This window comes from Lactococcus sp. UBA7128 (assembly GCF_002492185.1).
GTDB lineage: Bacteria > Bacillota > Bacilli > Lactobacillales > Streptococcaceae > Lactococcus > Lactococcus muris.
The window spans coordinates 1-23,779 of sequence record NZ_DKXK01000008.1 but is presented as its reverse complement, the minus strand read 5'-3'; the positions used below and the strand labels follow the sequence as shown (position 1 = coordinate 23,779).

The 23,779-nt window shown below is 39.0% G+C and carries 21 protein-coding genes; 11 read left to right on the top strand and 10 right to left on the bottom strand.

Annotated elements, in window-relative coordinates:
• Positions 1-123 precede the first annotated feature (123 nt).
• The 6 genes from rsmG to B4H39_RS01110 all read right to left on the bottom strand — a co-directional run bounded on the left by rsmG (position 124) and on the right by B4H39_RS01110 (position 4,778).
• Positions 124-837, bottom strand: coding sequence for a 16S rRNA (guanine(527)-N(7))-methyltransferase RsmG (rsmG, locus tag B4H39_RS01135; RefSeq protein WP_251422226.1), 714 nt, complete (start codon positions 835-837; stop codon positions 124-126).
• Positions 837-1,796, bottom strand: a complete 960-nt coding sequence (locus B4H39_RS01130; RefSeq protein ID WP_251422229.1) for a polyprenyl synthetase family protein — start codon at positions 1,794-1,796, stop codon at positions 837-839. Before B4H39_RS01130 ends, rsmG begins: the two co-directional genes overlap by 1 nt.
• Entirely contained in the window at positions 1,787-2,317 is a 531-nt protein-coding gene (locus B4H39_RS01125) for a Gx transporter family protein (RefSeq protein ID WP_251422232.1), read from the bottom strand. The genes B4H39_RS01130 and B4H39_RS01125 overlap by 10 nt, the downstream gene beginning before the upstream one ends.
• A complete protein-coding gene (locus B4H39_RS01120) occupies positions 2,314-2,709 on the bottom strand; it encodes a NusG domain II-containing protein (RefSeq protein ID WP_251422234.1) in 396 nt (131 codons plus the stop codon). The genes B4H39_RS01125 and B4H39_RS01120 overlap by 4 nt, the downstream gene beginning before the upstream one ends.
• Positions 2,710-2,806: 97 nt before the next feature.
• Entirely contained in the window at positions 2,807-3,733 is a 927-nt protein-coding gene (gene galU, locus B4H39_RS01115) for a UTP--glucose-1-phosphate uridylyltransferase GalU (RefSeq protein WP_271328271.1), read from the bottom strand.
• A 25-nt stretch (positions 3,734-3,758) separates the two neighbouring features.
• A complete protein-coding gene (locus B4H39_RS01110) occupies positions 3,759-4,778 on the bottom strand; it encodes an NAD(P)H-dependent glycerol-3-phosphate dehydrogenase (protein WP_202230976.1) in 1,020 nt (339 codons plus the stop codon).
• A gap of 313 nt (positions 4,779-5,091) precedes the next feature.
• Between B4H39_RS01110 and B4H39_RS01105 the strand changes: the two genes are divergently transcribed.
• The 7 genes from B4H39_RS01105 (at position 5,092) to B4H39_RS01075 (ending at position 13,383) form a co-directional block, all read left to right on the top strand.
• On the top strand, positions 5,092-5,670 hold the full coding sequence (locus tag B4H39_RS01105) for a 5-bromo-4-chloroindolyl phosphate hydrolysis family protein (protein ID WP_338147170.1): 579 nt from the start codon (positions 5,092-5,094) through the stop codon (positions 5,668-5,670).
• A gap of 9 nt (positions 5,671-5,679) precedes the next feature.
• A complete protein-coding gene (locus B4H39_RS01100; RefSeq protein WP_202230978.1) occupies positions 5,680-6,846 on the top strand; it encodes a toxic anion resistance protein in 1,167 nt (388 codons plus the stop codon).
• A 101-nt stretch (positions 6,847-6,947) separates the two neighbouring features.
• On the top strand, positions 6,948-8,099 hold the full coding sequence (gene nagA / locus B4H39_RS01095) for an N-acetylglucosamine-6-phosphate deacetylase (RefSeq protein WP_251422243.1): 1,152 nt from the start codon (positions 6,948-6,950) through the stop codon (positions 8,097-8,099).
• Between the two features lie 254 nt (positions 8,100-8,353).
• On the top strand, positions 8,354-9,382 hold the full coding sequence (pfkA, locus tag B4H39_RS01090; RefSeq protein WP_202230980.1) for a 6-phosphofructokinase: 1,029 nt from the start codon (positions 8,354-8,356) through the stop codon (positions 9,380-9,382).
• Positions 9,383-9,489: 107 nt separating this feature from the next.
• Entirely contained in the window at positions 9,490-10,998 is a 1,509-nt protein-coding gene (gene pyk, locus B4H39_RS01085; protein WP_202230981.1) for a pyruvate kinase, read from the top strand.
• A 256-nt stretch (positions 10,999-11,254) separates the two neighbouring features.
• Positions 11,255-12,238 carry an L-lactate dehydrogenase gene (locus tag B4H39_RS01080; RefSeq protein ID WP_202230991.1) on the top strand — a complete coding sequence of 328 codons (984 nt, stop codon included), beginning with the start codon at positions 11,255-11,257 and terminating at the stop codon, positions 12,236-12,238.
• Positions 12,239-12,354: 116 nt separating this feature from the next.
• Positions 12,355-13,383 carry a helix-turn-helix domain-containing protein gene (locus tag B4H39_RS01075; protein ID WP_271328272.1) on the top strand — a complete coding sequence of 343 codons (1,029 nt, stop codon included), beginning with the start codon at positions 12,355-12,357 and terminating at the stop codon, positions 13,381-13,383.
• 511 nt (positions 13,384-13,894) lie between these two features.
• Here the strand turns inward: B4H39_RS01075 and B4H39_RS01070 are convergent.
• The 4 genes from B4H39_RS01070 to B4H39_RS01055 form a co-directional block, all read right to left on the bottom strand.
• The gene (locus B4H39_RS01070) at positions 13,895-14,848 is read right to left on the bottom strand and encodes an ABC transporter permease (RefSeq protein WP_202230983.1); all 954 of its coding nucleotides are present in this window, start codon (positions 14,846-14,848) and stop codon (positions 13,895-13,897) included.
• On the bottom strand, positions 14,848-15,918 hold the full coding sequence (locus B4H39_RS01065) for an ABC transporter permease (RefSeq protein WP_202230984.1): 1,071 nt from the start codon (positions 15,916-15,918) through the stop codon (positions 14,848-14,850). Before B4H39_RS01065 ends, B4H39_RS01070 begins: the two co-directional genes overlap by 1 nt.
• Complete coding sequence (locus B4H39_RS01060) at positions 15,902-17,431, bottom strand: ABC transporter ATP-binding protein (protein ID WP_251422249.1); 1,530 nt, start codon at positions 17,429-17,431, stop codon at positions 15,902-15,904. The genes B4H39_RS01065 and B4H39_RS01060 overlap by 17 nt, the downstream gene beginning before the upstream one ends.
• A 279-nt stretch (positions 17,432-17,710) precedes the next feature.
• Positions 17,711-19,336: an Rqc2 family fibronectin-binding protein gene (locus B4H39_RS01055; protein ID WP_251422252.1), complete on the bottom strand. Its 1,626-nt coding sequence runs from the start codon at positions 19,334-19,336 to the stop codon at positions 17,711-17,713.
• Positions 19,337-19,439: 103 nt separating this feature from the next.
• On the opposite strand from B4H39_RS01055, the gene queG reads away from it, so the two are divergent.
• The 4 genes from queG (at position 19,440) to ftsX (ending at position 23,630) form a co-directional block, all read left to right on the top strand.
• Positions 19,440-20,498, top strand: a complete 1,059-nt coding sequence (queG, locus tag B4H39_RS01050; RefSeq protein ID WP_251422255.1) for a tRNA epoxyqueuosine(34) reductase QueG — start codon at positions 19,440-19,442, stop codon at positions 20,496-20,498.
• A gap of 208 nt (positions 20,499-20,706) precedes the next feature.
• Positions 20,707-21,804, top strand: a complete 1,098-nt coding sequence (prfB, locus tag B4H39_RS01045) for a peptide chain release factor 2 (protein ID WP_202230988.1) — start codon at positions 20,707-20,709, stop codon at positions 21,802-21,804.
• Positions 21,805-22,009: 205 nt separating this feature from the next.
• Positions 22,010-22,702: a cell division ATP-binding protein FtsE gene (gene ftsE, locus B4H39_RS01040; protein ID WP_251422258.1), complete on the top strand. Its 693-nt coding sequence runs from the start codon at positions 22,010-22,012 to the stop codon at positions 22,700-22,702.
• The gene (gene ftsX / locus B4H39_RS01035; protein ID WP_251422260.1) at positions 22,695-23,630 is read left to right on the top strand and encodes a permease-like cell division protein FtsX; all 936 of its coding nucleotides are present in this window, start codon (positions 22,695-22,697) and stop codon (positions 23,628-23,630) included. The genes ftsE and ftsX overlap by 8 nt, the downstream gene beginning before the upstream one ends.
• Positions 23,631-23,779: the final 149 nt, after the last annotated feature.

The following is a 23,779-nucleotide window of genomic DNA, read 5'->3' as shown; positions in this document are numbered from 1 at the left end:
ACTACATTTTAGCGAATTACTATGACTTTTCTTGTATAAAAAAAGGGCAGTAGATTTTAATCTACCACCACAGATTATACAGAACCGTTTTTATTCTTTCAGTATTTATATCAATACAGTTTATTAAAGTGGTTTTTTATTTGGAGTACCTGCTCTACGTGGGTACTTTTTGGGTGTTTCTTTTTTCTTTTCAATGATAGCAATATGGCGCTCATCACCGTTGGGAAGTTGGTAATCTATTTGCTCAATGAATTTACTGCCTAAAACAGCAATAGCGTTTTTAGCATCGTTAAGTTCTTCGTCAAACTTAGCAGCTTTAAGCGACAATAAGCGTCCGTTTTTCGTAAGGAAGGGAAGAGTAAGCTCAGAAAGCACGTTAAGTCGAGCAACTGCGCGTGCTGTCACGATATCAAACTGTCCACGGTAGTTGAGATTTTGTCCAAAGTCCTCAGCGCGACCGTGAAGTAGTGTAATATGTTCTAAACCCAGCTCATTAGTCAGAAGTAACAAGAAGTTAATTCTCTTGTTTAGGGAATCAATAATTGTAACTTGTAATTCGGGAAAAATAATCTTCATTGGCAAACTTGGGAAACCAGCTCCAGCTCCAATATCAAGGATTTTTTGCGGTTCATTCTGAATGAGCTTGTAGAGAATTGGAGCTACAGAATCATAAAAATGCTTGAGGAAAACTTCTTTTTTCTCCGTAATTGCTGTGAGGTTAATTTTCTCATTCCATTCAACGAGAAGCTCAAAATAGCGTTCAAACTGTCCTTTTTGCTTTTCACTTAAGAAAATATCAAAAGTTTCAAGTTGTGCGTAAAATTCTTCAGGGTTCATTATAAGTTCCGTTCCAAAAGTTTTCTTGTGATACTACTGAGATTATTGCGGGTTTCCCCCTCAGGCAGTTTATTGATTAGTCTGAGTGCTTTGTTTGTATAGTCTTTAGCCAAATCCTTGGTTTTAGTAAGTGCTCCAGATTCTTGAATAAAGGTGTAAACTTCATCAAATTGTTCATTCTGAACTAAAGCCTTAACATATTCGTGGTCTATTTCTAAGGCAAAGAGAACAGGGGCAGAAAAGATTCCCTGTTTAATGTCTTCGTGTACAGGTTTGCCTAGAGTCTCGCTATTACTAGCATAATCGAGATAATCATCCATAATTTGAAAGGCAATACCAATATCCATGCCGATATTATACGCGAGTTCGGATAAGTGGACCTGTTTCATAATGAGAGGAGCGATTGATGATGACATGGCAAAAAGTTCGCCAGTTTTTCCAGAAATATTTTGAATATAATCATCCATTGTTTGCTCAAAATCAAAATGTTTATTCAATTGTCCCAGTTCACCACCCAGCAATCTTTCAATGGAACCGATATTTTTTGTCAAATTGGGCAGATTAAAGGAATGTTTTGCCAAAAGTTTGAAAACAGCAACAAATAGATAGTCACCAGCATAAACAGCAATAGACGGATTGTACTTTTTAGATAAGGTCTCTACACCACGCCGTGTGTCTGCTTGATCTACAATATCATCATGGATAAGTGTGGCAGTATGTAGCATTTCGACACTGGCAGCCAAGGCAATTTTATGTTTATTATCCATAGTTGTAAAATCAGCAAACATCAATAAGTAAGCAGGGCGCAGCATTTTCCCGCCCGCATCAAAGAGATCAAAAATAGCCGACTTAATGTCTTCATTTTTGATGCCAACTTGTTGCTTCATTAACTTTTGAACTTTAATTAATGAGGCTCTTAATTTTGGATATTCTGACCAAATTGTATTTTTTACGTCCATTTTTTACTTTCTTTGATAAATAATAACTGAATTGGTTCTACCCGCTGAATAAGTTGATTCCCTCCGACACCAATAGCAAATCCTGCGAGAATCCCAAAAAAAGATAACCAAGGGAGATAGAGGAGCACGGTACTTGTTCCTGCTAAAAGTGAGGCAATGGCGAGTTGTCCTAGATTGTGAAAGAAACCACCGACAACAGAAATGCCAATGAGAGAAACTCGACGAGGACCTAACTGTTTCATAAGGTACATCGCTAAGAGACTTAAAATTGCTCCAGCGGTAGAGTAGATAAAAACAGAAAAACCAGTGAATAATGCTGTAATCAGTAACCGCAAAATTTGCATTGTCCAAACTTTACGCCAGTTTAGGGTAAATATTGCAATAATCATAACTAGGTTGGCCAAACCAACCTTTGCTCCAGGAGCAAAAGCGAAAAAAGAGGGGATCCAGCTCTCAAAAATTCCCATGACAACAGCGGCCGAGGTGAGTAGAGCCACATAGATATTTTCTTTTACATTCATCCGTTATAGTCTACTCCCGAATCTTGCTGTCCACTGACAACTTCGATGACCAAGTGATGGGGCAAGCAAACAATCGTTTCACCAACTTTTGCAATAAAACCACGTTGTACATCTATTTGGTCAGGACAAGAGGCCTTAATGACAGCAATGGCTCCGTCCTTTACTTGGATTTCATTATAATCTCCATCAGCAGAGTGATAGGTCCAGGTCTGGTTCTTGTTTAAATCAAAGGTTCGAATTACTTTTCCTTGAATGCGCAACTGAGCTTCTGCTCCAGTTGCCTTACTGGGTATAAGGAAGAAAACAGAAAATGAAGCGGCCAGTAAGGCAAGAATAATGACAATATCCAGAGTTTTAATCTTGGTTTCTTTGAAAAATTTCATCCTCTCCATGATAGCATAAATTAGACAAAATAAGAAGTTTGGAATAGTTTTGTTCAGCCAGATAAAAGGTTATAAAAAGCTGTCCTATTTCTCGGACAGCTTTACATCATTTTTCAGTTTTTGCTTCAGCTTTTGAAAGTTCTTTAGCTTTTGCGATGATATAATCTTGCAATTCATTCTTGATTTGTGGATGATTGAGCCCATACTCTATGGTAGTTTCGACAAAGCCAAACTTGTCTCCAACATCATAACGTTTACCTGTAAACTCATGCGCAAAGACCCTCTGGGTTTTGTTTAAAGTTTCAATGGCATCGGTCAATTGGATTTCATTTCCTGCACCAGGTTTCTGCTTTTCTAAAATTTGGAAAATCTCCGGAGTTAAAAGGTAACGACCGATGATAGCAAGATCAGAGGGAGCATCTTCAATAGCTGGTTTTTCAACAAATTCTGCTACATTATAGAGACCTTTAGAAACTTCACCTTCAGGAGCGATTACACCATATTTATCTACATCCTCGTGTGGAACTTTCATGACCGCAATTGTAGAAGCATGAGTTTTTTCATAATCTGCAATCAATTCTTTTGTTAAAGGTGTCCCGTCTCCCATGATATTCATAAGGTCATCACCAAGCATAACCACAAAAGGTTCATCACCAACAAATGCTTTTGCTTGAAGAACCGCATGTCCCAGTCCCATAGGATGACTTTGACGGATGAAATGGAGATTGATGTCAGTTGTTTCTTCCACGAGTTTTAGAAGTTCAGTTTTACCTTTTTCTTTAAGATTTTGCTCCAATTCGATATTCGAATCAAAATGGTCTTCAATGGGGCGCTTTGCTTTTCCGGTAACGATAAGAATATCTTCAATACCAGATTTTAGAGCCTCTTCAACAATAAATTGAATTGTTGGCTTATCAACAATAGGCAACATTTCTTTGGCAAGAGCCTTTGTTGCTGGAAGAAAGCGTGTCCCAAGCCCTGCTGCAGGAATAATTGCTTTTCTTACTTTTTGTTTTTGAACAGTTTTAGTCATTTTGAAAAAGTTTCTCCTTTTTAGTTTAAATGCTGAATTCGTTTTCAGCCCGTGTTTCACGTCTCATAATATCTAAGATACCTTCACGTGCGTCCAAATTTTCATAAAGAACTTTGTAAATTGTTTCTGTGATTGGCATATCAATGTTCATGCTCTGAGCAAGCTCGTAGGCAGCCTTGGTTGTTGATACCCCTTCAATCACCATTCCCATATTTTTTTCAATGTCCGGAAGCTTTTCACCGCGCCCAAGTGCATCACCAGCACGCCAGTTTCGCGAATGAATTGAAGTTCCAGTCACAATCAAGTCGCCTACACCAGATAAACCGCTGTAAGTGAGTGGTTGAGCTCCCATAGCGACTCCTAGACGTGTAATCTCGGCTAAACCTCGTGTGATGATTGCTGCTTTAGCATTATCACCAAAACCAAGACCATGCAAAGCACCAGCACCAACAGCAATAATATTTTTCAGAGCACCAGCAGTTTCTACACCAATAACATCAGTGTTGGTGTAAAGTCGGAAATAATCATTAGAAAAAATCTCTTGCGCATACTTAGCCGCTGTTAAATTGTTTGAAGCCGCGGAGATTAAAGTAATGTCACGTCGAATTGTTTCTTCGGCATGTGACGGACCAGAAACCACAACAATCTCACTTCGGTATTCTTCTGGAATTTCTTCTTCAAGTATTGAAGAAATACGTTTGTGAGTTCCTTGTTCGAGCCCTTTAGAGGCATGCATGACTGTCACTTTATGTTTGAGGACTTGGGCGACTTGCTGAGCAACCAAACGGGTTACTTTTGTTGGAACAACAAAGAGAAGAGCATCAACATCGGACAGGGCAGCCTCAAGGTCTGTGTAGGCTGAAATATTCTGATTCAAAGTGATTCCCTTGAAGTAACGTTCGTTGGTATGCTTTTCATTAATTTCAGTAATTTGGTCAACATTATTTCCCCAAATACGAACTTCATGCCCATTGTCATTAAGAACTTGTGAAAGAGCAGTTCCCCATGATCCAGGACCAAGCACGGCAATTTTTTGTGGATTCATACTTTTTCCTTTACTAGTTTATCGTGGCTACTCATAGCCCAAGACACTCTCATTTTACCACAATATGTATTAAAATTCACTGAAGACATGAAAGCCTTTTAAAAGCAGAATTAGAACTCATCACATATTAGCCCGGTAAAAAAGGGCATGTACTTGATTAAAATTTCTCAAACTAAGCTTATCCTTTGTTTGAAATCATACGAAAGTCTGAAAAGTTTTTCTCAGAATATGATAAAATTAAAGTATAGCCATTTGGCTGATGAAATAAGAAAAGAAAGCTTGTTATAACAGGAAACAAGAACGGAGGCTAAAAATGCATATGACAGGGATTATGATGAATGGAATGTCTGGGTTTATATGGGCAATTCTAGTTCTACTAGTAGCACTTTGGCTTATAAGCTTGCTAAGAAGGAAAAGCATAAAAAAGGATAAGCCACCGAAAAAGCCAGCACGTAAAGAAAATATCCAACGCTACCAAGAAGCAGGACTTTCTGAAAGTGACATCGAAATCTTTCGCGATACTTTAGCTGATGCCAAAGAGAATATTGAAAAATGGGAAGCAAACACTAAGAGAAGTGATGAGTTAGAAGTCGTTGATTCAGTAACAGGTGGTATTGAAGCAAGTAAACTCCTGTTCAAATATATTGTTCAGAATCCTACACAGTTAACGAAACAGAATGAATTTCTCTATAAAGACTTGCCAAATATGGTAAAATTAACCGAGAAGTATATTGAGATGCAAAAACAATCTGTAAAATCTCAAGAAATAAAGCGTGATATGGATGAAACATTGCTTTTGATTAAGACATTATCAGCCAATATTTCCAAAAATTACCATGATATTTTGATGGATGATGTGAATGTCATTAAACATGAAGTAAAGTTTGATTAAGGAGTAACAATGGAAAACCCTATTTTAGATGAATTAATTAATGATGATAAGGTTGTAAAAGAAGCAGAGGCTCTGTCGGAAAGTCAAAAGACAGAGTTGGTAGATATGCACCAAAGAGCCTCTCTACGTGCAATAGATGCATTGAGCCCAGAGGAACTAGCCAAGGCTAGAGAGCTAGCAAAGCAGTTGGATGAGAACAGCTCACAGTCAGTAATTGCTTATGGTGCAAATGCTCAAGATAAAATTTCGGCTTTTTCACAAAGTGTTTTAGACAAAGTTCAAGCACAAGATTTGGGGGAAGTCGGTGGTTCTTTGACTGACTTAATGTATAATTTACAGCAAGCTAATCCAAATGAACTTGTCGCTGAAAATAAAAGTGTTTTCCAGAGAATGTTTGGCAAGGTTAAAAAGTCAATTTTTGAAGTAACGCAAAAATATCAAAAAATCGGTGCCGGCATTGACAAAATTTCAGCAAAGCTAAATAATGAGCAACAGGGTTTGTTGCAAGACAATGAAATGCTTGACAAGCTTTATGATGAAAACCTAAATTACTTTAAGGCACTTAATGTGTACATTGCTGGTGCTGAACTCAAAATTGAAGAGCTTGAACAGGAGATTCTTCCAGCAGCACGACGAGAAGCGCAGGGAACAGGTGATGATGGTGCTCTCGCCGTTCAAAAGGTCAGTGATCTTGAAGCTTATAAAAATCGATTGGATAAGCGTGCACATGATTTACGCTTAGCTCGCCAATTGACGATTCAACAAGCACCGCAAATCCGCTTGATTCAAAATACGAATCAAGAGCTTGCGGAGAAAATTCAAACGTCAATCAATACTGCTATTCCACTTTGGAAAAATCAGGTTGCTATTGCCTTGACTTTGCTGAAGCAAAAGGATGCTTTGGCTAGTCAACGTATCGTCTCTGAAACAACAAATGATCTTCTTCGCAAGAACTCTGAAATGCTTAAGTCTTCAACTATCGAAGCAGCAGAAGAAAATGAACGTGGTCTTATTGATGTTGAAACGTTGAAAGTAACACAGCAAAATCTCATTGACACGATTCAAGAAACAATGCGTATACAGTCTGACGGACGCCAAAAACGTCAGCAGTCTGAGCAAGAGCTAATCAAGATGGAAGATGAGATTAAGCAAAAACTGCTAGAATTATCTAAATAAAGAACAATAAAAAAGTCGAGTATTGATATATACCAATTCTTGACTTTTTTATTGTTGAATGTTAGAATATTGGTGAATACAGGGCAGCGGAGGAGCAAGTTATGACCTATTATATTAAAGCAGACAAATTTTTCTATCCTTATGAAGTGAAGACAGGCGGTTTCTTATCAATCAATAATGGTAAATTTGGACAATGGACAGCGGAGGCGCCAGCAGGGGCAGAAATTTTAGATTGTTCAGGACAAGTCATTGCTCCAGGACTGGTGGATACACATATTCATGGTTTTGGGGGAGCAGATACTAATGATCGTAAGATTGAGGGCATCATCAAAACTATGAGCGAGGGCCTGCTTGCTGCAGGTGTTACAAGCTTTTTCCCAACTGCTGTAACTGCTAGTCATGAAGAATTGTTGGAAATTGCAGAGGAAATCGGGTCAAATGCCGACAAGGCAGTAGGTGCTAAAATTCGTGGTCTTTTCTTTGAAGGCCCATACTTTACCGAGGAATTTAAGGGCGCCCAAAATCCTAAATATATGCGTGATCCTTCATATGACGAACTTGCACAATATGATGCAGCAGCAAAAGGACTTCCGATTAAGATTGGCATTGCACCAGAACGTGAAGGCTCCACTGCATTTGTTAAAGAGGCAGTGGGACATGGTTTCACTGTCGCACTTGGTCACTCCAATGCAACTTACGCTGATGCAGTGGCAGCAGTCCAAGCTGGTGCAACGATGTGGGTTCATGCCTTTAATGGTATGCGAGGGCTCAATCATCGTGAGCCGGGTATGGTTGGTGCGGTATTCAACTTATCCAATACCTATGCAGAACTTATTTGCGATGGTTTCCATGTGCGTCCAGAAGCTTGTCAAATTTTGATGCGTGAAAAAGGCACGGATCATGTCGTACTGATTACTGATTCAATGCGTGCAGCAGGGCTGAGTGATGGAGAATACTACCTTGGTGAGTTTCCAGTTATTGTTAAAGATGGGGCTGCACGTTTGAAAGAAGGCGGTAATCTTGCAGGCTCCATCCTGCTTCTCAAAGATGCAGTAAAAAATGTTGCAGACTGGCAAATTGCGACACCAGCTGAAGCGATTAAAATGGCTTCCTTAAACGCTGCGAAGTCTGTAAAAATTGATAACCTATGTGGTCAAATCAAAGAAGGCTTGGATGCAGACTTTATCGTTCTTGATGAACATCTTGAACTTGTTGCAACTTACCTTGATGGTGTGAAACGTTATCAAGCTTAATATTACAGAAGAAAAAGTTGTCCATAAGGGCAACTTTTTTCTACTCAATGGTCTAGAAAATAGACTTTTGAACAGTAGGTGTTTTTTGTGAATTGAAAACCATTACATTTAGGAAAGTGTAAATAAAAACGCTATCATAGCGTTTTAAAGAGATTTTTTTTTCATATCGTGATATAATAAACATGAAACAAAAATTGAACTTTAAATTTGCTTTTGCAAATTAAGTATCAGATATGATGGAGGAAAAAACTTTAATGAAACGCATTGCAGTTTTGACTTCTGGTGGTGATGCACCAGGTATGAACGCAGCCATTCGTGCTGTTGTTCGTAAAGCGATTTCTGAAGATATCGAAGTTTACGGTATCAACCACGGCTATGCAGGGATGGTAGCAGGCGATATTTTCCCACTGACATCAGCAAGTGTTGGTGATAAAGTTGGACGTGGTGGTACTTTCTTGTATTCAGCGCGTTTCCCAGAGTTTGCTCAACTTGAAGGGCAGCTTGCGGGTATTGAACAACTCAAGAAACATGGCATTGAAGGTGTCGTTGTTATTGGTGGTGACGGTTCTTATCATGGTGCTATGCGTTTAACTGAACATGGCTTTCCTGCAGTAGGACTTCCTGGTACTATTGATAACGACATCGTGGGTACAGACTTTACTATTGGGTTTGATACGGCTGTGTCAACAGTTGTCGATGCCATTGACAAAATTCGTGATACGTCATCATCTCATCACCGTACTTTTGTCGTTGAAGTTATGGGGCGTAATGCTGGAGATATCGCCCTTTGGTCTGGTATAGCGGCAGGGGCTGATGATATTGCAATCCCTGAAAAAGAATTCAAATTTGAAAGCATTGTTCGTAACATCAAGTCAGGTTATGCAAAAGGAAAAAATCACCATATCATCGTTGTTGCCGAAGGCGTTATGTCGGGTGAAGAATTTGCCATGAAACTCAAAGCTGCTGGCGATGACTCTGATCTTCGTGTCTCTGTGCTTGGTCACATTCAACGTGGTGGTTCACCCACACCGCGAGATCGCGTCCTCGCATCACGTATGGGTGCGCGTGCGGTTGAACTACTTCGTGACGGCATCGGTGGGGTTGCTGTCGGCATTCGTAATGAAAAACTTGTCGAAAGTCCAATCCTTGGTACTGCAGAAGAAGGTGCACTTTTCAGTCTGACAGAAGAAGGTAAAATCGTTGTTAACAATCCACATAAAGCTGGATTGGAGCTCTATCGTTTAAACGCTGATTTAAACAACCTTGACATCAAATTTAATTAAGTTATTATTTATCATCTTATCTAGATATTTTCGGGTTATCTAAACCATAAGGTACTCACATTTTACTAGGTAAGGAGTATATTTATAAAATAGGAGAATGACTCAAAATGAACAAACGTGTAAAAATTGTCTCAACACTTGGACCTGCGGTAGAAACTCGTGGCGGTAAAAAATTCGGAGAAAAAGGATACTGGGCAGAAGAGCTTGATGTTGAAACATCAGCACAAACAATTGCGGATTTAATCAATGAAGGTGCGGATGTTTTCCGTTTCAACTTCTCACACGGTGACCACGCTGAACAAGCAGCACGTATGGCAACTGTGCTTCGTGCAGAAGAAATTGCTGGTCGTAAAGTTGGATTCCTGCTTGATACAAAAGGGCCTGAAATGCGTACTGAAGTATTCGAAGATGGTGCAGATGAATACAAATATGTTACTGGTGATAAATTCCGTGTTTCTACAAAACAAGGTTTGAAATCAACACGTGATAATATTGCTTTGAATGTTGCTGGCGGACTCGACATCTTTGACGATGTTGAGGTAGGTCAAACAATCCTTATCGACGATGGAAAATTGGGACTTACAGTAGCTGCTAAAGACGTTGAAGCACGTGAATTTGATGTTGTAGCACAAAATGATGGTGCGATTGGTAAACAAAAAGGTGTGAATATCCCTAACACTACAATTCCGTTCCCAGCACTTGCAGAACGTGATAATGACGATATTCGTTTTGGTCTTTCACAACCAAACGGTTTGAACTTTATCGCTATTTCCTTTGTGCGTACTGCTAAAGACGTTAACGAAGTACGTGCCATCCTTGAAGAAACTGGAAATACACACGTTCAACTTTTGGCTAAGATTGAAAATCAGCAAGGTATTGATAACCTTGATGAAATCATAGATGCAGCTGATGGTATCATGATTGCTCGTGGTGATATGGGTATTGAAGTACCATTCGAAATGGTTCCTGTGTTCCAAAAAGAAATCATCCGTAAAGTGAACCAAGCAGGTAAAGTCGTTGTTACAGCGACAAACATGCTTGAATCTATGACTGAAAAACCACGTGCTACACGTTCTGAAATCTCTGACGTCTTTAACGCAGTTATTGACGGTACAGATGCAACGATGCTTTCAGGTGAATCTGCTAATGGTAAATATCCACGTGAATCAGTTCGTACAATGGCTACAGTTAACAAAAATGCTCAAACATTGTTGAAAGAATACGGACGCCTTCACCCAGAAAACTGTGATAAAGATTCAGTAACAGAGGTTGTTGCTTCAGCAGTTAAAAATGCTGCAGAATCAATGGAAGTGAAACTTATTGTTGCTTTGACTGAGTCAGGTGCTACTGCACGTTTGATTTCTAAATATCGTCCAGAGGCCGACATTTTGGCAATCACCTTTGACGAAAAAGTCGAGCGTGGACTTATGATCAACTGGGGTGTTATCCCAATGCTTATGGATAAACCAGATTCAACAGATGATATGTTTGAAGTAGCTGAGAGAGCTGCACTGGCTTCTGGTCTAGTAGAGTCAGGTGATAATATCGTTATTGTTGCTGGTGTACCGGTTGGTTCAGGCCGTACAAATACCATGCGTATCCGTACAATCAAATAATTTTTAAGAGTTTATTCTAAGATTAATCGCCTGTAAAAGGCGTTTTTTCATATAATAAAAAGATAATAAAAAGATGCTGCTGCCCATAGAAAAACAAAAATATACTTTATTTTGCAGCCAAAAACTTCAGCTATTTACGATAATTAAAATGTAAGCGTTACAATGTGATATATATCACTTTCTAATGTGACAGGATTGTGAAAAAATGCTATAATAGTACAGTAAACATTATTATTGCATTCAGGAAAGGAATGAAATTATTATGACTAAACAACATAAAAAAGTTATCCTCGTTGGTGATGGTGCCGTAGGTTCAAGCTATGCTTTTTCACTTGTAAACCAAGGAATTGCGCAAGAATTGGGTATCGTAGATATTTTCAAAGAAAAAACACAAGGTGATGCAGAAGACCTTTCACACGCACTTGCGTTTACTTCTCCTAAAAAAATCTACTCTGCGGATTATTCAGATGCCCATGATGCTGACTTGGTTGTGTTGACTTCTGGTGCTCCACAAAAACCAGGTGAAACGCGTTTAGATCTCGTTGAGAAAAACTTGCGTATCACTAAACAAGTGGTTACTGAGATTGTGGCTTCTGGCTTTGATGGTATCTTCCTTGTTGCTGCTAACCCTGTTGATATTTTGACTTATGCAACATGGAAATTCTCTGGTTTCCCTAAAGAACGCGTCATTGGTTCAGGAACATCACTTGACTCTGCGCGTTTCCGCCAAGCCTTGGCAGAAAAACTTGATATTGATGCTCGTTCAGTTCATGCTTATATCATGGGTGAGCACGGAGATTCAGAGTTTGCTGTATGGTCACATGCTAACGTTGCTGGTGTTAATCTTGAAGAATTCCTTAAAGACAGTCGAGGAGTCAAAGAAGAAGAACTGGTTGAACTTTTCGAATCAGTTCGAGATGCTGCCTACTCTATCATTGAGAAAAAAGGTGCAACTTTCTATGGTATCGCTGTAGCTTTAGCACGTATCACTAAAGCTATCCTTGACAATGAAAATGCTGTATTGCCACTCTCAACTTTCCAAGAGGGGCAATATGAAGGCGTTGAAGATCTTTACATTGGTCAACCAGCTATCGTTGGTGATAAAGGTATCGTTCGCCCAGTAAACATCCCATTGAACGACGCTGAATTGCAAAAAATGCAAGCTTCAGCTAAACAGCTTAAAGAAATTTTGGACGAAGCTTTCTCTAAAGAAGAATTTGCATCAGCTGCTAAAAATTAGTATTTATCGAAAAAATGCTCAGTATTTGGGTGTTTTTTTGTTATTTTTATCAATTTTTTGCGTATTAAAGTATAGGAAAGTAAAAATGTATGGAAAGAGATAGAAATATAAGATAAATGACTGCTATGAATTATGGAGAAATTTTCCAGAGAATAAGAAAAGCGAGAAAGGTATCCTTAAAGGAAATGGAAGATATTGTACCTCGGAGGACTTTGACAAGGTATGAAAAAGGAGAAACTGATTTTCCCATATCTAAGTTGGAAGCATTATTGCAGAGGTTAGATTTTAGTTTAGATGATTTTTATCATGCAACACTTGATAAAAAAATATATCCAAGGTATGGAAAAGTATTCAAGAGATTAAGAGAGCAAAGAGGCTTTTCCCTCCAAGATTTTTCAGATATTCCAGTGACAAGCCATCAGATTAAACTATTTGAGGCAAGTATAATCATGTTGGGGTTTGACATGATATATGCCATGTTGCAAGAGATGGATATTAGTCTACAAGATTATAGTTTTTTGCTCAATAAGGGAGCAGAAGAGCCTTTTGGCGCTTTGCTTCAAGAAATTGATTGTGCATATTATAAGGGAGATAAGGCTGTTCTCCAAAAATTTTATCTTGAAACGAAAGAATGTAGGAGATTTTTGCTTTTATCCCTGAGTGTCAAAGTGCTTTTAGAGGAGATTTCTTGTGAGGAGATTAGGGAACTGGAGGGTTTCTTCATGACAGTAGATTTATGGACAAATTACGAACTCTTTGTTTTTCAGCATACCGCATATCTCTTGAGTTCAAGTAATCTAAAACTGATATGTACAGATATTCTAAGTTTAAAATATTTCTTTGAGGATCGCTTTTTTTGTCAACGACGATTAGCACTAGCTGGACTGAAAATTGCACTGTCTCGAATAAAAAGAAAAAAATCTATAGCAGCGAGATATTTTTTAGATTTTTCCAAGGAGTTTTTACAGGAGTCGGATGAGCTAACTAAGACGACCTATCATTTTGTAGAAAGTTTATATAGCTATAGAGAAACAGGAGAAGAAAAATACAAACTGATAATGCAGGAGGTCTGTGACATGTCCCTTAAGCAAAATGGACTTATGAAAGAGTGGTATCAGGAAAATTATGAAAAATTGATAAAATAGGACATATTTGGCATAATTTAATTTTTCGCCTAAATCTTAGGGTATAATACATTTGTAAGGGATTTTTTTACAGAAAATATTAATTTATAAAGGAGGTTGAGTTGTAAAATATAGAAGAACATAAAAAGAAAGGTATTTATGAAAAAAATAATCATAGAGTTAAGTGGTATACTAGCCTTATGTTCAGCCTTTTTACCATTTTGTAGTGTCAATGGCTATGCAGAAAGGGTATCAATAGAACCTCTTCATATAGTTTCTTGGACAGGATGGGTCCGAGTAAGGCTAGATAATTCGAATAGAATAGTGGTTTATAATAATTGATCCTAGTCAGCATTATCTTTATAGTAACACTTGTTTTAATCATCACACTTGTTTATTTCCTCAAAAAACTTATTTCAAAAATAAATAAGTAACCATCCAGAATGATGAGATAAATGAAGAGGCTGTAGAAAACTCCGTAGTCTTACAAGAATACAAAAAAAGCATTTCAGACTTGAAATGCTTTTTTGTCTTATTTTGTTTTGATATAGTTGACACCATCAGCTTTAGGGGCAACAGCTTTTCCAAGGAAGGCAGCAAGAACGATGATAGTTACAACGTATGGCGCCATCTGAAGGAAAGCAGAAGGTATTTCTTTAATAACAGGGATTTGTCCACCTACTACAGCCAGTGATGTTGAGAGGCCGAAGAGAAGAGAGGCAAGCATTGCTCCAATAGGATTCCACTTACCAAAAATCATCGCTGCTAATGAGATAAAGCCTTGCCCAGCAATAGTCGCTACAGAGAAGTTTCCTGAGATAGACTGTGCGTAGATAGCCCCACCGATACCACCGAGGATACCAGAGATGATTACGCCAGAGTAACGCATAAGGTAGACATTAATACCTAAGGTATCTGCTGCTTGGGGATTTTCACCTACAGAGCGAAGGCGGAGACCGAATTTTGTTTTAAAGAGAATATACCAAGAAAGAAAGGCAACAAGAATTGCAATGAAACCTGGTAGTGAAGTTTGTGAGAAAAATATTTGTCCAATCACTGGAATTTTCGATAGGAGGGGGAAATTCCAGTAACCGATTTGGTTGCTGATGTTGACTTGACCTGCGTGGTAGAAGGTTTGAATCAAGAAAACGCCAAGTGCAGGTGCCATCAAGTTAAGGACAGTACCAGACACGATATGATCGGCACGGAAGTTAATCGTCGCAACAGCATGGATGAGAGAGAAAATACCACCAACAAATGCTCCAAAGAGAATACCCAACCAAGGTGTGAGATCGCCGAAGCTTTCACTGAGAGCGAGGTTAAAGACAACAGAACTGAATGCCCCCATTGTCATAATTCCTTCTAACCCGACGTTGACAATACCGCCACGTTCGGAGAAAACGCCACCAATACTTGTGAAAATTAAGGGTGTTGAGTAAATGAGCATATTTGCAACTATAATTTGTAGTGTATCCACAATATTCATTATGCTTTTTCTCCTTTCTTCTTAACATTTGGGAGAACCTTTTCGATAATAAATTTAACGGCGATAAAGAAGATGATTGTAGCTGTCACGATTTGTACAATTTGTGGTGGAATATTATCAATATTACTCATGTTACCTGAACCTGTTTGAAGCATTGAGAATAAGAAAGCAGCAAACAGGATTCCTACTGGGTTTGTTTCGCCCAAGAGGGCAACAGCCATACCGTTGAAACCAATATCAAGTGTTACTGACTGAGTCACGAAGTTTTGCATATATCCGAAACCGTAAACGACACCACCAAGACCTGAGAGAGCACCAGCTACTATCATAGACATGATGATGGTACGTTTGGCTGAAATTCCTGCATATTCAGAAGCATCTGGGTTTAATCCCACTGCCTTGATTTCGAAACCAAGTGTTGTTTTTGAAAGGACAATAGCCATAATAATCAGAACGATTAGGGCAATGAAGAGCCCAATGTTCAAGGTAGAATTATTAGTTAAATCAGACAGCCAGGCTGTACGGAAGGAAGCATTTGAACTGATTAATTGTGTTTGGTCACTTGAGTTTGGCATCATAATCTTTGAACTAAAGACATCATGAATCAAGAATGTTGACATGAAGAGGATGACATAGTTAAGCATGATTGTAGTGATAACTTCTGACGTCCCGAGAAAAGCGCGCAAGATACCAGGAATAGCACCCATGAGCGCACCAAAGAACATTCCGATAATGATTACTAAAGGAAGCATTATCGGTTTTGGGATATCAGGGAAGCTTAAAGCGAACCACATGGACATAATCCAACCAGCGAGAGCTTGGCCGGACATACCAATGTTGAAGAGCCCAGCCTTCATACCTACTGAAAAACCTAAGGCACAAAGGATTAAAGGTCCCATTGTTTGAAGTGTTTCACCAATAGCACGTGGCGTACCAAAGGCACCGATAATTAAATCTTCGTAACCATAAATGGGATTAAATCCGAAGAGGAGCATGATGATTGCACCAATCGCAAAACCCGAAAGAACGGCAATGACAGGCACAAGAATTTTTTTAGTTTTGCTGTTCATTAATATTACCTCCGACCATAAGAATTCCTAGCTCTTGTTTGCTTGTGGTTTCAGGATTTACAATCCCTTGGATTTGTCCGTCATGAATTACAGCAATACGGTCAGAAACGTTAAGGATTTCATCGAGTTCAAAAGAAACAACGAGAACTGCTTTACCTTCATCACGTGCTTGAATCAAGCGCTTGTGGATGTATTCGATGGCACCAACATCAAGTCCACGCGTTGGTTGAGCGACAATGAGTAAATCAGGATTACGGTCAATTTCACGCGCAATAACAGCTTTTTGCTGGTTTCCTCCTGAGAGTGATTTGAAAGGAATGAGCTCGCTAGCACCACGAACGTCAAATTCTTCCATGAGTTCACGGGCCTTGGCGTTGATTTTGTTGTAGTCGAGGAAACCGTATTTACTTAATGGGGCTTTATAGTAAGTTTGAAGAGCAATGTTTTCTGCAACAGTCATTTCAAGGATAGCACCATCACGATGACGGTCTTCGGGAACATGTCCAACAGAATCTTCGATAATTTTACGTGGCTTATGCGTTGTGATATCTTTTCCTTTGAGTTTAACAGAACCAGAGTCAATTTTCATTAAACCTGTGATTGCTTTGACTAATTCGGTTTGACCATTTCCGTCAATACCTGCAAGTCCGACGATTTCACCAGCACGTACATCTAGAGAAAGGCCCTTAACAGCAAAAGAGCCACGTTTTTCTTTAACGGAGATGTTGTCTATGGAAAGCACGATATCCTGGGGATTTGCAGCTTCTTTCTCTGTTTTGAACGAAACAGAACGGCCTACCATCATTTCAGCAAGTTCTTTGTTTGACTTGTCACCAAGCTCAACAGTTTCAATAGAAACACCACGACGAATAACGGTAATACGGTCTGCTACAGCACGAATCTCATCAAGCTTGTGTGTGATAAGGATAATAGACTTACCTTCCTTAACCAAGTTACGCATGATAGACATGAGTTCAGTGATTTCAGATGGGGTCAACACGGCTGTGGGCTCATCAAAAATTAAGATATCTGCGCCACGATAAAGTGTTTTCAGTATCTCTACGCGTTGCTGTTGTCCGACAGATATATCGCGAACAAGCGCATCTGGTTCGACAGCAAGTCCATAACGTTTAGACAATTCAACAATCTTGTTTCGAGCTGTTTTTAGGTCAAGGCTTAAACCTTTTGTTACTTCACTTCCCAGCATGATGTTTTCAGTAACGGTAAAGGCATCAATCAGCATAAAGTGTTGATGCACCATACCGATACCAAGCTGTGAAGCTTTTGTCGGGGAGTCTATTTGCTCAAGTTTGCCGTTAACATGAATCTCACCTTCTGTAGGTTCCAGAAGACCAGAGAGCATGTTCATCAAAGTTGATTTACCGGCACCATTTTCGCCGAGCAAAGCATGAATTTCACCTTTTTTCAGCTCCAAGTTGATCTTGTCATTTGCGACAAAGTCACCAAACTTTTTGGTAACGTTAATCATTTGGATAACATTTTCGTTGGCCATGGCGGCTCCTTCTAAAAAATTTTATGGCATAATGACTAAAGTTAAAATTAAAAAGAGAAACTTACTGAAAGCCCCAATATAACTACACTTCAGACAAAATAATTACATTTTATTATAACAAATAAAAGGGCTTTTATAAAGAACTTTCTGTATCAAAGTATAAAATGCCTTCGCAAGATGTCAAAAATTTCCGTATTTCAAAGGAATTTTGACAATTTTTACAAACATACAAAAATATTGGAAAGGTAAAGAAAAATTCACAAAAATATTTATGAACTTTTACTTTATTCTTGCCTTTTTGACTCGCGCTTCATCTGGAGTGACACGAATGGTTTTTTGCCCTGTGTAAGTCACAAAACCAGGAGGAGTTCCTGTTGGCTTATGGAGTTTCTTAACATCAATCATATCAACCTGGACGAGGTTAGAATAACGCGCTTTGGAGAAATATGCGGCGAGTTCTCCGGCGAAAGTAATGGTTTCGTCAGAAGGGTTAGGATTGCCAGTGATTAACACATGCGAGCCAGGAATATCTTTAACGTGGAACCAAAGATCTCCTTTACGGCTGAGCTTGAAACTGACTTGTTCATTTTGGAGATTGTTCTTTCCTACCAAAATAATCGTACCGTCCTCTGCCTGATACTTTTCTGGTGGAAGCATTTTTTGCTTTTTATTGTTGCGATGTCTGGCTTTAATGAATCCTGTCTGGATTAACTCCTCACGAATATCTGTAATTTCAACCACATCAGCATGGGTGAGGTTAGCTTCAACAGATTCGAGATAAGCAATAGTTTGTTTGGTGTTTTTGATTTGCTCATCTAAGAATTTCACGGCCTGTTTTAGTTTTTGATAGCGGTGAAAGTAGCGCTGTGCATTTTGTGAGGGAGTGAGTGCGAGATTGAGGCTAATTGTAATGGGCTTATTTGTATAGTAATTATCAAGTGTTACCTTAGGTTTATCGTTAGGGACTTGATGCAGAAATGTTGTCAATAGTTCGCCTTTTTGGCGAAAAATTTCGGCATTTTCAGTTGCACGTAGTTCAGCTTCTTGCTTCTTTAGTTTGTCACGATTTTTTTTGAGTTCATTTTGAACTTTTTTTATGACTTCGCTTGCAACCTGCTTTACACGATCACGTCCAGCTTTATCCGCATAGTACACATCAAGCATCTCAGACAAACTGGAAAAGGTTTGATAGTTTTCGTTTAATTTGATAGCGGAAAACTTATCATTGGGATAAATAGACGGAAAAACTGTATAGAGTTTTTCCTTAAACTCAGGAAGTGTCAATCCTTCCAAGGCTTGAAGACTATCACGACCGATACCTTGGAAAGTGCTTTGAAGCTTGTGTGTTTGCAGTGCTTCAAAAATCTTTTCATCTGATGCGTGGAAAGGATCTATTTTGTCTGTTGCAGGTGGTGCAATGTAAGTTGAACCGGGAAGGAGCGTTCGGTACTGGTTTTGTGAAAAGCCCACGTGTTTAATGGTTTCGATGATTTTATTGCTGCTTTTATCCATGAGAATAATGTTGCTGTGTTTCCCCATAATTTCGGCAACCAGTGCAATCTGCATAGAATCACCAATCTCATCTTTGGTTGAGATATGAAAAATCAGTTGACGATCATTGCCTACTTGCTCTATATTTTCAATAAAGGCTCCAGAAAGATATTTACGCAAAATCATGACAAAATTATTGGGATTTTGTGGATTTTGAAATTCGGTCTTTGTGATTTGAATGCGTCCAAAGGTTGGATGTGCTGAAAGTAATAGTTTATGTGAAACTCGTCCTGAACGTATAGTTAAAAGAAGTTCTTGTTCAAATGGCTGATTGATTTTTTGGATCCGTCCTCCTTTGAGGATTTCGGAAATTTCAGCTGTCATATGATGTAAAAAAATACCGTCGAAAGCCATATCTTACTCCATGTTTCTTAATAATCTAAGGCTTATTTTAACATAATTATTGAAACTGCTGTTAGAAATTATGTTAAGATGAGTATAAAGAAAGGGTGAAGCGATGAAAAGTTTAAAAGAAGAAATCCAGAAACTTGCGGCAGAACTTAATATTCAGAAAATTGGCTTTAGCAAAGCGGATGATTTTGAGTATCTTCGTGCGTCTTTGATTGAACAAAAGGAAGCGGGCCATACATCAGGATTTGAACATAAAAATCTTGATGAACGTCTGCAACCTAAGTTGTCTTTGGAAGATGCAAAAACGATTATATCGATTGGTATAGCCTATCCCAATAAAGCTGAGAGTAAGCCGAAAAAGACGGGCTTTCGTCGTGGCTCCTTTTCACGAGGCAGCTGGGGTGAAGATTATCACCATGTCTTACAGAAAAAATTAAAAGCTTTAGCTGAAGGAATAGAGCAGTTGGCGGGCTCTTTTAATTATAAAGCAATGGTCGATACAGGGGCTCTAATTGATGTGGCAGTAGCTGCGCGTGCTGGTCTTGGATTTATCGGAAAAAATGGCCTACTCGTGAGCAAGGAATATGGTTCCTGGCTGTTTTTAGGGGAGTTAGTGACAAACTTAGAGATTGAGGCGGACCAGCCTGTAGACTACGGGTGCGGTTCTTGCACGCGCTGTGTGGATTTTTGCCCAACAAGTGCTCTATTAGGAGATGGGAGACTTAATGCACAGCGCTGTTTGTCTTATCAGACTCAAACGCGTGGAGCAATGCCAGAGGAGTTTCGTGAAAAAATTAAAACCGTCATCTATGGTTGCGATATATGTCAAGTTGTATGTCCCTATAATAAGGGGATAAATAGTCATTTTCATCCAGAAATGGAACCGGATCCCGAATTGACAAACCCTGAGTTACTCCCACTCTTGGACTTGTCCAACAAGGCCTTCACAGATAAATTTGGAAATATGGCTGGAAGCTGGCGAGGAAAAAATCCAATTCAACGTAATGCCATTTATGCACTGGCTAATGCTAATGATCGCACAGCTTTGCCTAAATTACACGATATTGCGGAAAATGATGTTCGAGATTATATGGTTGATGCAGCAGAATGGGCTATTGAAAAACTAGAAAATAAGCACAGAATCAGACGAAGGGAAAGAGAGTAGCATTAACGTCATTTTCACAGCCAATAAAATTTTTGTCAGTATGGCAAAAAGGAGGCTAAGCGAAACAATCAAACGATAATATTGTTCAACGCTTTTATTCTTTTGAACATTGTTGAAACTTAGGCGAGTCTCTCATGTTCTGTGAATATTCCGTGAGCAGCATTTGGTCTACTGTCTTTTTTGGGACAAATATGATAAAATGGAGCTTATGGAACTATCTGAAATGAGAAACAAGCTAGAGTCTTATGGGCAGAAAGTCGAGGACTTTCGTAGTTCGCTTGACCTAGATCGTCTAGAAGAAGAAATTGCTTTGCTTGATAATGATATGGCAGAGCCAGACTTTTGGGATGATAATGATGCAGCTCAAAAAGTTATTGATGAATCTAATGCACTTAAGGCTAAGTACGAAAACTTCATGTCTATTGCAAGACTGCATGAAGACAGCGAGGTCTTGTTGGAGATGCTTCAAGAAGAAACTGATGAAGATATGCAGGCTGAACTTGAAGAAAATATCGAAAAACTGGACAAGAAGATTGAAACTTATGAATTAGAAATCATGCTCAATCAACCCTATGACCATATGAATGCAATTTTGGAAATTCATCCAGGGTCAGGGGGAACAGAGTCTCAAGACTGGGGCAGTATGCTTATGCGTATGTATGAACGCTGGGGCGCTGCTCATGGCTTCAAAGTTGAAATTTTGGATTATCAAGACGGTGATGTAGCTGGTTTAAAATCAGCTACATTAAAATTTGAGGGCCGCAATGCTTACGGCTTTTTACGTGGTGAAAAAGGGGTACATCGTCTAGTGCGTATATCTCCTTTCGATTCACAAAATCGTCGTCATACTTCGTTCACGTCTGTAGATGTTATGCCAGAGCTTGATGATACAGTCGAAGTAGATGTGCGTGATGCGGATATCAAGATGGACACCTTCCGCTCAGGCGGTGCAGGTGGCCAGAATGTCAATAAAGTTTCTACAGGAGTACGTCTAACACACATTCCTACAGGAATCGTTGTTGCCTCTACTATGGATCGGACACAGTATGGAAACCGTGATAAAGCTATGGCTATGCTGAAGTCTAAACTTTATCAGCTAGAAATGGACAAGAAACAAGCGGAAGTTGATGAACTCCGTGGAGATCAAGCAGATATTTCATGGGGAAGTCAGATTCGCTCCTATGTTTTTATGCCCTACCAGTTAGTTAAAGATACCAGAACAGAACATGAAACCGGACAAATTGACAAGGTAATGGATGGTGATTTGGATGGATTTATCCACGCCTATCTGCGTTGGAAAATGTAGATGAGTAATGTTTTAGAAAGTTTTTTGTAACTTTTCGGAAAATCAGTAATGTAATTTATACCTAAAAATCTTTTTATCTGGTATAATGAGAAGACCTTTGCTTTTTTGGAGTCGTAAACTCCTTATAAAAGGATTTTCTTAGTTCTATCTGTTTAGAATGACATAGAAAAGAAGTTGCAAAACAATTCAATGGAGACTAAAGATAATGAATATTATTAAATTAAATAATGTATCAAAAAAGTACTCTAACGGAACGACAGCATTACGTAACATTTCTCTTGATATAGAAGCAGGAGAGTTTGTTTATATTGTTGGTCCGTCTGGAGCTGGTAAGTCGACCTTTATCAAGCTACTTTATCATGAGCTAAAAATTGACAAAGGAACAGGTATTGTTGCTAAATTTGACTTGATGAAACTTAAACGTCGTGATGTTCCTTTATTGCGTCGTTCTGTTGGCGTTGTCTTCCAAGACTACAAGCTTTTACCTAAGAAAACAGTATATGAAAATATCGCTTATGCGATGGAAGTTGTTGGTAAACGTCCACGCGAAATCAAAAAGCGTGTCAATGAAGTTTTAGATCTTGTTGGTCTTAAGCACAAGTTGCGTTCATTCCCTGATGAGCTTTCAGGTGGTGAGCAACAGCGTGTTGCCATTGCGCGTTCTATTGCCAATGCACCAAAGCTTTTAATTGCTGATGAGCCTACAGGAAACTTGGATCCGGAAAACTCATGGGAAATCATGAACTTGTTGGAAAAGATTAACCTGCAAGGGACGACTATTTTGATGGCAACACACAACAGTCAAATTGTAAATACATTACGTCACCGTGTTGTTGCTATTGAAAATGGTCGTATCGTTCGAGACCAAGCGGAAGGAGATTACGGTTACGATGATTAGAAATTTCTTTAAACATTTGTTAGAATCGCTGAAAAATCTTCGCCGTAATGGCTGGATGACTGTGGCAGCAGTTTCTTCTGTCATGATTACTTTGACATTGGTAGGAATTTTCTTATCCGTTATTTTAAATACAGCGAAGTTATCAAGCGATATTGAAAAAAATGTTCGTGTTGTTGCATATATGGAATTGAACGTTCATGATATGGACAAGCAAATAGAAGATCCCAAGAATGCTAATAAAAAAATCGATAACCCCAACTATCGAAAAATTTATTCAGAAATTGAAAAAATTCCAGCCATCCGTTCAGTTGAGTTTTCAAGTAAGGATGAGCAGCTTAAGCAATTGACAGAAACATTGGGGAATGCGTGGTCTCTTTTCCAGGGCGATGCTAATCCTCTCTACGATGCCTATATTGTCGAAGCGGATAACCCACAGGATGTAGAAAAAGTTGCTCAGTCTATTGAAAAGATAGAAGGTATCCAATCTGCTAACTATGGTGGTGCCAATACAGAACGTATCCTTGCTTTAGGAAATAATGTTAAGATTTGGGGCGGGGCAGCTGCAGCACTTCTCATTTTGGTTGCCGTTTTCCTCATTTCAAATACAATTCGTATCACCATCATGTCACGCCAGCGTGAAATCCAAATCATGCGACTGGTTGGGGCACGCAACGGTTATATCCGTTGGCCTTTCTTCCTTGAAGGAGCTTGGGTTGGACTGCTTGGAGCAATTCTTCCGAGTGCTTTAATTGCTTGGCTTTATAATCTTGCGTTTTCAAGCTTTACGCCAAGCTTGAAGTCACAGAGTTTATACCTCTTGCCTGCACAAAGTTTTGTCCCAATGATGATTGGTTTGCTTTTCCTCATCGGAATCTTGATTGGCTCACTTGGAGCAGTCACTTCGATGCGTCGTTTCTTAAAAGTTTAAATATAATAAAAAAATAGAGCTTAAGCAGTGGTGGTAAGAATCTGCTTAAGCTTTTTTCATTTTTTACCTGTTGCCGTCAGAGGGAGTAGAGCTGACGGATTTTTTTGAGTCGGTAAGCCCCCCCTTTTTTTCTCATCAAACACTCATTT

Excerpts from the sequence above, each read along its gene's own strand:
- rsmG (WP_251422226.1), bottom strand. The coding sequence starts at position 837 with ATGAACCCTGAAGAATTTTACGCACAACTTGAAACTTTTGATATTTTC.
- B4H39_RS01130 (WP_251422229.1), bottom strand. The coding sequence starts at position 1,796 with ATGGACGTAAAAAATACAATTTGGTCAGAATATCCAAAATTAAGAGCC.
- B4H39_RS01125 (WP_251422232.1), bottom strand. The coding sequence starts at position 2,317 with ATGAATGTAAAAGAAAATATCTATGTGGCTCTACTCACCTCGGCCGCT.
- B4H39_RS01120 (WP_251422234.1), bottom strand. The coding sequence starts at position 2,709 with ATGGAGAGGATGAAATTTTTCAAAGAAACCAAGATTAAAACTCTGGAT.
- galU (WP_271328271.1), bottom strand. The coding sequence starts at position 3,733 with ATGACTAAAACTGTTCAAAAACAAAAAGTAAGAAAAGCAATTATTCCT.
- B4H39_RS01110 (WP_202230976.1), bottom strand. The coding sequence starts at position 4,778 with ATGAATCCACAAAAAATTGCCGTGCTTGGTCCTGGATCATGGGGAACT.
- B4H39_RS01105 (WP_338147170.1), top strand. The coding sequence starts at position 5,092 with ATGCATATGACAGGGATTATGATGAATGGAATGTCTGGGTTTATATGG.
- B4H39_RS01100 (WP_202230978.1), top strand. The coding sequence starts at position 5,680 with ATGGAAAACCCTATTTTAGATGAATTAATTAATGATGATAAGGTTGTA.
- nagA (WP_251422243.1), top strand. The coding sequence starts at position 6,948 with ATGACCTATTATATTAAAGCAGACAAATTTTTCTATCCTTATGAAGTG.
- pfkA (WP_202230980.1), top strand. The coding sequence starts at position 8,354 with ATGAAACGCATTGCAGTTTTGACTTCTGGTGGTGATGCACCAGGTATG.
- pyk (WP_202230981.1), top strand. The coding sequence starts at position 9,490 with ATGAACAAACGTGTAAAAATTGTCTCAACACTTGGACCTGCGGTAGAA.
- B4H39_RS01075 (WP_271328272.1), top strand. The coding sequence starts at position 12,355 with ATGACTGCTATGAATTATGGAGAAATTTTCCAGAGAATAAGAAAAGCG.
- B4H39_RS01070 (WP_202230983.1), bottom strand. The coding sequence starts at position 14,848 with ATGAATATTGTGGATACACTACAAATTATAGTTGCAAATATGCTCATT.
- B4H39_RS01065 (WP_202230984.1), bottom strand. The coding sequence starts at position 15,918 with ATGAACAGCAAAACTAAAAAAATTCTTGTGCCTGTCATTGCCGTTCTT.
- B4H39_RS01060 (WP_251422249.1), bottom strand. The coding sequence starts at position 17,431 with ATGGCCAACGAAAATGTTATCCAAATGATTAACGTTACCAAAAAGTTT.
- B4H39_RS01055 (WP_251422252.1), bottom strand. The coding sequence starts at position 19,336 with ATGGCTTTCGACGGTATTTTTTTACATCATATGACAGCTGAAATTTCC.
- queG (WP_251422255.1), top strand. The coding sequence starts at position 19,440 with ATGAAAAGTTTAAAAGAAGAAATCCAGAAACTTGCGGCAGAACTTAAT.
- prfB (WP_202230988.1), top strand. The coding sequence starts at position 20,707 with ATGGAACTATCTGAAATGAGAAACAAGCTAGAGTCTTATGGGCAGAAA.
- ftsE (WP_251422258.1), top strand. The coding sequence starts at position 22,010 with ATGAATATTATTAAATTAAATAATGTATCAAAAAAGTACTCTAACGGA.
- ftsX (WP_251422260.1), top strand. The coding sequence starts at position 22,695 with ATGATTAGAAATTTCTTTAAACATTTGTTAGAATCGCTGAAAAATCTT.